This is a genomic window from Nonomuraea spiralis (assembly GCF_014648435.1).
Lineage (GTDB): Bacteria > Actinomycetota > Actinomycetes > Streptosporangiales > Streptosporangiaceae > Nonomuraea > Nonomuraea spiralis.
Genome location: NZ_BMRC01000042.1, coordinates 58741 through 65280, shown reverse-complemented (window position 1 = coordinate 65280; position 6540 = coordinate 58741). Strand labels below are relative to the sequence as shown.

Annotated in this window: 8 protein-coding genes; 3 read left to right on the top strand and 5 right to left on the bottom strand. The window is 69.4% G+C overall.

Annotated features, from left to right (window positions below):
- Positions 1-121 precede the first annotated feature (121 nt).
- Both IEZ27_RS48930 and IEZ27_RS48925 read right to left on the bottom strand, forming a co-directional pair.
- The gene (locus IEZ27_RS48930; protein ID WP_189653523.1) at positions 122-874 is read right to left on the bottom strand and encodes a methyltransferase domain-containing protein; all 753 of its coding nucleotides are present in this window, start codon (positions 872-874) and stop codon (positions 122-124) included.
- Positions 871-2037: an MFS transporter gene (locus tag IEZ27_RS48925; RefSeq protein WP_189653522.1), complete on the bottom strand. Its 1167-nt coding sequence runs from the start codon at positions 2035-2037 to the stop codon at positions 871-873. The genes IEZ27_RS48930 and IEZ27_RS48925 overlap by 4 nt, the downstream gene beginning before the upstream one ends.
- 113 nt (positions 2038-2150) lie before the next feature.
- On the opposite strand from IEZ27_RS48925, the gene IEZ27_RS48920 reads away from it, so the two are divergent.
- Entirely contained in the window at positions 2151-3140 is a 990-nt protein-coding gene (locus IEZ27_RS48920; protein WP_189653521.1) for a GlxA family transcriptional regulator, read from the top strand.
- 152 nt (positions 3141-3292) lie between these two features.
- Here the strand turns inward: IEZ27_RS48920 and IEZ27_RS48915 are convergent, their stop codons facing one another.
- Both IEZ27_RS48915 and IEZ27_RS48910 read right to left on the bottom strand, forming a co-directional pair.
- Positions 3293-4045 (bottom strand): hypothetical protein, encoded by a 753-nt coding sequence (locus IEZ27_RS48915; RefSeq protein WP_189653520.1) that lies wholly within the window; start codon positions 4043-4045, stop codon positions 3293-3295.
- Positions 4046-4088: 43 nt separating this feature from the next.
- Positions 4089-4340: a hypothetical protein gene (locus IEZ27_RS48910; protein ID WP_189653519.1), complete on the bottom strand. Its 252-nt coding sequence runs from the start codon at positions 4338-4340 to the stop codon at positions 4089-4091.
- 51 nt (positions 4341-4391) lie between these two features.
- Between IEZ27_RS48910 and IEZ27_RS48905 the strand changes: the two genes are divergently transcribed.
- Entirely contained in the window at positions 4392-5018 is a 627-nt protein-coding gene (locus IEZ27_RS48905; RefSeq protein WP_189653518.1) for an NTF2-like N-terminal transpeptidase domain-containing protein, read from the top strand.
- Positions 5019-5066: 48 nt separating this feature from the next.
- On the opposite strand, the gene IEZ27_RS48900 is transcribed toward IEZ27_RS48905, so the two are convergent.
- Positions 5067-5615: a TetR/AcrR family transcriptional regulator gene (locus IEZ27_RS48900; RefSeq protein WP_229825036.1), complete on the bottom strand. Its 549-nt coding sequence runs from the start codon at positions 5613-5615 to the stop codon at positions 5067-5069.
- Positions 5616-5695: 80 nt separating this feature from the next.
- Between IEZ27_RS48900 and IEZ27_RS48895 the strand changes: the two genes are divergently transcribed.
- Entirely contained in the window at positions 5696-6430 is a 735-nt protein-coding gene (locus tag IEZ27_RS48895; RefSeq protein WP_189653517.1) for an SDR family NAD(P)-dependent oxidoreductase, read from the top strand.
- The last annotated feature ends 110 nt before the right edge of the window (positions 6431-6540 follow it).

The following is a 6540-nucleotide window of genomic DNA, read 5'->3' as shown; positions in this document are numbered from 1 at the left end:
GGATCCCCAATCGCCGGCCCGCACCCCGATACGACGTGGGCAAGACCGTCAAACGCGGCCGCACCCTCGCAGCCCTACAACAATCCGGAGGATAAAGAACAAGCTGAGAACGGACCGGGCTTCAGCAGGGTCGTACGGCGGTGGCGGTCACCCATGACTGGGCGAACATCGCGTCCGGCTGGGTGGCCCAGGCGCGGAGCCGGCCGGCATGGGTGGGCTGCGCTGCCAGGTCGAGTTGGGTCGCGAGGTAGCCGGCGATGCGGGACGGGTCGGCATAGCGCTCGTAGTGCGCGTCCAGGAAGATGCCGGCGAATCCCGCGTCGCGCAGGTATCGGCCGAATTTGCGGCCCACGTAGGGGTCGCCGCCGTTGGCCTGCTGCAGGCGGGTGTAGGCGGCGACGGCGTCGTCCAGAGGAGGGCTCAGCAGGAAGCCGCCCCAGTCGGGGCTGCAGAGGCCGACCATGCCGCCGGGCCGCAGGACCCTGTGGATCTCGGCCAGCGCGCGGGCCGGGTGGGCCAGGTGTTCCAGCAGGGCGTGGGAGAAGACGCGGTCCACCGATCGGTCGTCCAGCGGGATCTCGTAGCAGGATCCCTCCTGGAACTCGACGTTCGTGAGGCCCCGCTGCCCGGCCAGCCTGCGAGCGCCCATGAGCTGGGCCGCCTGCTGGTCGAGGCCCAGCACGTGGCCTGGCGCGACGGCGGCGGCGAGGTCGGTGGTGATGGTCCCGGGCCCGCACCCGAGGTCCAGCAGCGACGTCCCCGGCGCGAGATGGGGCAGGAAGAAGCCCGCGTGCGTCGCGGCGCGCCTGGCGGCCATGAAATCGACGGCGCAGGTGTCGTGACCGGGCGTGTAGCGTTCGAGGCCGGAAGTCATCGCAGGATCGTCTCCTTGGCGCGTGCGTCGATCGCTCCCGAACAGACGGCGAGGGCGAGCCCGGCGGCGGCCAGCACGGCGCCGACGGCGTTGGGGCTGGTGTAGCCGAACCCGGCGCTGATCACGAGCCCGCCGAGGAAGGCGCCGAGCGCGTTGGCGACGTTGAACGCCGACAGGTTCAGCGCGGAGGCGAGGGTGGGGGCGCCGGTGGCCTTGTCCAGGATGCGCATCTGCAGAGCGGGGACGGTCGCGAAGCCGAACAACCCCAGCAGGAACAGGCTGCAGACAGCGAGAATCCGGCTGTGCGCCGTCACCGTGAACAGGCTCAGCACGACGGTGAGCCCGGCGAGGAACACGTACAGGCTGGGCATGAGCCTGCGTCCGGCGAAATGGCCCGACAGCAGGTTGCCCGCGGCCATGCCCAGCCCGAAGACGACCAGCAGCGCCGTCATGCTGGAGCCGCTGAAGCCCGCGACCTCGGTCATCATCGGAGCGACGTACGTGAACGAGGCGAAGACACCGCCGAAACCGGCCGTCGTCACGGCCATCGCGAGCCAGACCTGCGGCCGGCGCAGGGCCGACAGTTCCGAACGCAGCCCGGCCTCGCCCTCCGGACGCGGCCGGCCGGGCACCAACGCCGCGATGCTCACGAGGGACAGCGCACCGAGCGCGGCGATGGCCCAGAACGTGGCCCGCCAGCCGGCGGCCTGCCCCAGCCAGGTCACCAGCGGCACCCCGGCCACGTTCGCCATGGTGAACCCGCCGAACATGATCGACATCGCCCATCCGCGCCGTTCCGGCGGAACGAGTTCGGCCGCCACCACCGACCCGACCCCGAACAGCGCGCCCTGCGGCATGCCCGCCAGCACCCTGGCCACCAACAACACGCCGTAGCCGGACGCGACCGCCGACAGGACGCTGCCCGCCACCAGCAGCGCCGCGACGATCAGCAGAGTCGTGCGGCGCGACAGGCGTGCCGAGATCGCGGTCAGCAGCGGCGCCCCCACGATCACACCGACGGCGTACCCGCTGATCAGTACGCCGGCGGCCGGGATCGACACCTCGACCCCCGCGGCGACCTGCGGAAGCAGGCCCATGATGGCGAACTCCGAGGTTCCGACACCGAAACCTGCGACGGCCAGGGCCAGCAGAGCCAGCGGCATGACATTGCGCTCCTCATCTCGCGGAAACAGCGGAAACAACCGCTTACGAGCCTGGTCGCAGGGCGTGTCGCGCGGTGAGTGGCAGAAACGCACATGTGGGATAGTTTTCCGCCATGCGCTCTGTAGGGATCCTGGTCACCGAGCACGTCCGCGTCTTCGACTACGCCGTGGCCACCGAGGTCTGGGGCCTGGACCGGACCGATCGCGGCGTCCCGGCGTTCGACCTGCGCACGTGCGGGCCGCGCGGCTCCGCGCTGACCATGACGCCGGGTGTGACCTGCGTTCCCGACCATGGCCTCGACGGCCTGGACGAGTGCGACCTGGTGGTCGTTCCCGGCGTCCAGCACCCGACCGGGCCCGTCCACCCGGACGTGATCACCGCGCTGCGCGCCGCGCACGGCCGTGGCGCGACCGTCGCGTCCCTGTGCTCGGGCGCGTTCCTGCTGGCCGCCGCGGGCCTGCTGGACGGCCGCAAGGCCACTGCTCACTGGCTCGACGTCGAGCAGCTCGCACGCCACTACCCCGAGGTGACCGTCGACCCCAACGTCCTGTTCGTCGGGGACGGCACCGTGTGGACCTCCGCGGGTGTGGCCGCGGGCATCGACCTGTGCCTGCACCTGGTCCGCCGCGACCACGGCGCCGCCGCCGCGGCCGAGATCGCCCGTACCATGGTGACCGCACCGTTCCGGCCGGGCGGCCAGGCGCAGTTCATCACACGTCCCGTCCCCACCGGCCAGAGCCCGTCCGACAGCCTGACGGGCCTGCGCGAACGCATCCTCAACGACCTGGGCCACCCGTGGACCGTGCCGGAACTGGCGAACCTGGCCCGCATGTCCGAACGCAGCTTCGCCCGCCGCTTCGTCCAGAGCACCGGCGACACACCTCTGCAATGGCTACTGACGCAGCGTGTCCTGGCCGCCCAGCACCTGCTGGAGGTCAGCGATCTGCCCATCGCCGCCATCGCGCGCCGCTGCGGTTTCAGCACTCCGCTCACCATGCGCCACCACTTCACCCGGCACGTCGGCCTGCCGCCCCGCGACTACCGCCTGGCCTTCGCACCGGGTGGACCCCTGCGCGCCGCCGCCGATCCCGATATTTGCTGACACGGACGACACGGCGGTGCCGATCGGGCCCGCGCTGGAGCGTGCCAGGGCCCGGCCCGATCTCGTCATCTTCGTCCACCCCGGCGGCGGAGGGCACGCGGGGTCGTGGAATGTGAATCCCGCCGCCTACGACAAGGCGTCGGAGGAGTTCGTCACGCGACCTTGGACGCCGGCGCCGTCCAGGTGTTGCACGCGCCCGGAGTGCCCTTGGTGTAGCCCTGCGTGAACCAGTAGAGGTCGTTGGCGCTGATCTTGTCCTTGCTGAAGCGGTCGCGCCAGTACTTGTCCTTCGGCGTGGGCTCCTCGGCCTTCAGCGTGGCCTTCCAGTTCTTCGACTTTCCGCCCAGGGCCTTGAGCGTCACGCCGGCCAGGCACAGCTGCTGCATGCTGAAACGACGCTCCTGCTCATCCAGCTGCTTCTCGTCGGCGTCGTTCGGCATGGCCCAGTAGGCCGCGCCGATGCCCGTCCGGCCCATGACCACGCCGCTCCACGCCTGGGCGACCTGGGCGAGGATCGGCAGGTCGTCCTTGGCGCTGATCCAGTCGGCGCCGAGCTGAATCTGGAGCTGGGTGTAACAGCTGATGGCGAACGAGCCGGTGATCTTTATGCCGTTGTGGCAGGGGCCCTCGTCGTGAGTGGCCTTGATATCGGTCTTGACCGGCTCGAAGTCGGGGATGAACGGCCCCCAGGCGTCGTTCAGGCAGCCGACGAGGGTGTTCAGGTATTTGGTGGTCGAGGACTTCGTCGTGCCCTTGCTCAGCTTGCAGCTGATCTTGGGGAGCTTGCCCTTCTTGTACAGGGCGTTGTGGGTCAGCTCGGGGACGCCCTTGATCGGGTAGGCGGCTGCCGTACCGGAGAACGCCATCAGTCCGGCCGCCGTGGCAGCCAGCACGCGGATCATCATGAAGCGGGATGTTAGGGGCGGAAGCCCGGCGGGGTCCACAAGATCAGGAAACTCTGGAGCTGGGCACCGTCCAGGTGTTGCAGGCGCCTGGGCCGCCCGCCTTGTAGCCTCGCGCGAACCAGCGGCGTTCGAGCTCTTTCTGGTCGGCGCGGTGGTCCATGTCGAAGAACGCCTTCTGGATGCCGGCTCGCACCATGCTCCCGCCGAGCGCGACCACGTCCTTGATGTACTTCTCGGTGAAGGCCGCGGTCAGCCCCTTCTTCGCCGCACAGGTCCTCTTCGCAAGCCTGCCCACGGTCGGGCTCGGGTTCTGAGGGTTGTGGCCCAGCCAATAGGATCGCCCGATATGCCGGTATTTTCTCGTCGGCGGCGACGGACAGCGATCACCATCGCCATAGCCCTGGCCACCGTCCTCGGGTTGGGCGTTGCCGTCTACCTGACGGTACGCACCAAAGGCTCGCCTCAGCAGACGGCGACCGCGTTCCTGACGGCCTGGCAGCGCGGCGACCTGTCCGCCATGAAAGCCCAGGTGGTGGAGCCGCCCCTGGACTTCGACGGCGTCTACAACGCCTTCGCCAAGGGCTCCCAGGCCAAGCGGATAACCATCCAGGACATCCGCGTCCACCCCAAGGCCTATTTGAATTTCGGGGAGACCGCCACCTATTACGCCTCGTTCGCCGTCACCCTCGACGGACCGGTCCCCTACACCTATGACGGACAACTGGAGATCATCGATTTCGACCGTGCCTGGAAGGTGAGCTGGTCACCGACGGCGATCCACCCCGAACTGCAGGAGGTCGGCTTCAGCGAGGTGCGGCAGATCCGCGTCGTACCCCAACGCGACGGCTCCTCATGGCTCGTCCTTCTGGAAACGCGTGCCAAGGGAGAGCAGGCAGGACGGCTCTTCGCCGACGAAGGCCTCAAACTGGCGGCCGTCCTGGCCGACTCGGCCCAACCTGGGGTCACCGGTTAGCCGTCGTCGGCGAAACCGGTTCATCGCGAGCACGGAACGGAAGGCCCGCTAGCCGAGGCCCGTGAGCAGCGCGTCGAGACCCGCCTTCACCGCGGGAGCCGCACGCCCCCGGTGAACGATCAGATTGGCCGCGATCGGCGCGAGCAGGGCATCGGCGAGGAACCCCGCGTCCGCCTCCGGCCTGATCCGTGCGATCAGTACGACCAGATGCTGGTGGTACGCCTCATAGGCCCCGCCGAACCGTGCGAACTCCCCGGCGGTCTCGGCCATCAGCAGAAGGTCGAGCTGGGCGAAGGTGCGATCGGTCAGCGCGTACAGGAAGGCGCGTACCCGCTCGATCTCCGGCGCCCCGGGGCCCAGCGGCGGAGGGCCGGTCAGGAACGCCTGCTGGAACTCGCGTTCCTTCTCGTCGATGAGCGCGTACGCCAGCCCCGACCTGTCGCCGAACCGCCGGTACAGCGTCCCGATCCCGACGCCCGAGGCGGCCGCGACGTCGGCCATCGCCAGCCCCTTCATCCCCGAGGTGGCGACGATCTCCGCGGCCGCGGCAAGGATCTTCGCGCGGTTCCTGGCGGCATCGGCCCGTTCCTGTGCCACGTGGTCACCCTATCGGTTTGCAAAGCGGAACGCGTTCCGAATAGCCTTAACCGGAACCGATTCCGTATAGAGGAGGACAGATGCTCAACGGCAAGAGCGCGCTCGTCACCGGTGGCAGCAGGGGCATCGGCGCGGCCATCGCCCGCCACCTGGCCGCGGCGGGCGCCGACGTGGCGATCACCTACGCGACGGCGGCGAGCCGGGCGCAGACCGTGGTCGAGGAGATCGAGGCACTCGGCCGCCGCGGCCTGGCCATGGCCGCCGAGGCGACCGACGCCGAGGCCCTCCAGGCAGCCGTCGCCCGCACCGTCTCCACCTTCGGCCGCCTCGACATCCTGGTGAACAACGCCGGAATCGCCCCCTTCGGCCCACTGGAGGACGTCTCCCTGGACGAACTCGACCGCACCCTCGCCATCCACGCCAGAGCCGCTTTCCTCACGTCGCAGGCAGCAGTACGCCACATGCGGGCCGGCGGGCGGATCGTGAACATCGGCAGCAGCCTGGCCGAACGCGTCCCCTACCCCGGCTGGACCCTGTACTCGATGAGCAAGTCCGCACTGATCGGCCTCACCAAGGGCCTCGCCCGCGATCTGGGCCCCCGCGACATCACGGCCAACCTCGTCCACCCCGGCTCCACCGACACCGAGATGAATCCCGCCGACGGTCCCGACGCCGACGACGAACGCTCCTACACGGCCCTCGGCCGCTACAGCACCCCGGACGACATCGCCGCCACCGTCCTGCATCTGGTGGGGCCCGCCGGCCGTACGATCACCGGCACCTCCATCACCGTCGACGCCGGAACGACGGCCTGACATCCTGGCTCCGGCCCTTTCAGGAGGCTCGTCAAGGGCCAGAGCAGGGTCGATATCCACTTCCCTATCGCCGGACCGCCCATACCAGTATTGGACGCCACAAGATCTGT

Coding starts and splice junctions, on each gene's coding strand:
- IEZ27_RS48930 (WP_189653523.1), bottom strand. CDS start 874: ATGACTTCCGGCCTCGAACGCTACACGCCCGGTCACGACACCTGCGCC.
- IEZ27_RS48925 (WP_189653522.1), bottom strand. CDS start 2,037: ATGCCGCTGGCTCTGCTGGCCCTGGCCGTCGCAGGTTTCGGTGTCGGA.
- IEZ27_RS48920 (WP_189653521.1), top strand. CDS start 2,151: ATGCGCTCTGTAGGGATCCTGGTCACCGAGCACGTCCGCGTCTTCGAC.
- IEZ27_RS48915 (WP_189653520.1), bottom strand. CDS start 4,045: ATGATGATCCGCGTGCTGGCTGCCACGGCGGCCGGACTGATGGCGTTC.
- IEZ27_RS48905 (WP_189653518.1), top strand. CDS start 4,392: ATGCCGGTATTTTCTCGTCGGCGGCGACGGACAGCGATCACCATCGCC.
- IEZ27_RS48895 (WP_189653517.1), top strand. CDS start 5,696: ATGCTCAACGGCAAGAGCGCGCTCGTCACCGGTGGCAGCAGGGGCATC.